Origin of the sequence: Kitasatospora sp. NPDC048545, assembly GCF_040651155.1 — a bacterium.
Taxonomy (GTDB): domain Bacteria; phylum Actinomycetota; class Actinomycetes; order Streptomycetales; family Streptomycetaceae; genus Kitasatospora.
Genome location: NZ_JBEZIQ010000178.1, coordinates 1 through 1312, shown reverse-complemented (window position 1 = coordinate 1312; position 1312 = coordinate 1). Strand labels below are relative to the sequence as shown.

Genomic DNA, 1312 nt, shown 5'->3' with positions numbered 1-1312 from the left:
AGCTTGATTTTTATGCTGCCGCCGCGATCTTGGCGAGGTGCGCTTCGAGCGTGGGTTCGCGTTTGACGGTCTTCCCGACGTCGTAGCGGGGTGCCGGCTTGCGGTTCTTCGAGCCCGGTGGCCGTCCGGGGCCTGGGCGTGTCGGTTGCGGCACGGCTGCTGGGCTGGGCGTCTTCGCGCGGATGTTGCGGAACCCGCGTCGGACCCGGGCGGGGGTGAGCCTGCTCGGCGGGGCCGGTTTCTCCCAGGGGCGGCGCAGGTCCTCGGCGAGGGGGCGTGCGAGGCGGAGTTGGGTGTGGGCGACGATGACGAGCCAGGTCCACAGGTCGGCGGTGTCCGGGTTGCGGAAGCGCGGGGCGGTCCAACCGAGGGTCTGCTTCATGAGCCGGAAGGTGTGCTCAAGATCGAATCTGCGCAGGAACGTGCGCCAGATCCGGTCCAGATGTTCGGCGTCGATGCCGGTGGCGGAGGACCACAGCCACAGCGGTTTCGCGTCCCTCTCGCCCGGCAGGTGCTCGACCTTGAGGCGGACCAACGTGCCGTGGATCAAAGGGATTTCACCCACATGGTCGAGCCACGGGCCGCGCTTTTGCAGGCGCTGGTGCATCCGGTCCCACGCTCTCGCCTCGGCCTTCCCGTAGCGGGTGGTGTCGGTGGTGGTGGCGGCGTCCGGGGTGTGCCAGCTGTCGGGCTTGGCGAAGGTGAAGACGCCGCCGTGCCGGCGCGGGCGTCCGCCCTTCGGGGTGGAGCGGGGCTCGCCCGGGTCACGGAGCATGACCCGGTCCGAGCGTAGTCGGCCGACCAATTCAACCGGCAGATCGGACAGGACGTAGGCCAGGCGGGTCACGTCGTAGCCGGCGTCCATCACGATGAGGATGTCCGGATCGCCTTGGTGCCAGTGGCATGCCGCGATGATGCGTTCGACGACCTCGCGCAGTTGGGCGGCGGTGACGGCGGTCGCGTCGTCGGCCGGTCCCAGCCGGACCGCGTCCAGCAGTCCGACCCATGACGTGCGCCCGGACTCCAGGGCTGCGACGAAGGAGTACGGCCAGCCGGGGACGAACTGGTCGGCGCTTCGGCCGCGGCCGTAGACGTGGCAGAACAGGCGCTCGTCGCTGGTCGGGGCGTCGGGCCGCAGCCAGTTGGAGACGTCTACGGCCAGCGCGATTCTCCCGTCCGCGAGCCGTGGCAGCGGCAGGCCTGCCAGGGTGCGGCGCAGCCGGGTCGGCTCCAGCCATCCCCGGTCCAGCGCCTGGTACAGGGCGCCGTGCCCGCGCCGGTGCTCGGCCGCGAGCGAGAGTTCCACCAGCGT

Annotated in this window: 1 protein-coding gene; it reads right to left on the bottom strand. The window is 70.8% G+C overall.

Annotation, left to right across the window (positions count from 1 at the left end):
* Positions 1-10 precede the first annotated feature (10 nt).
* Positions 11-1312: NF041680 family putative transposase (locus AB0D10_RS46340; RefSeq protein ID WP_360269164.1), on the bottom strand; the 1302-nt coding region annotated here is incomplete at its 5' end.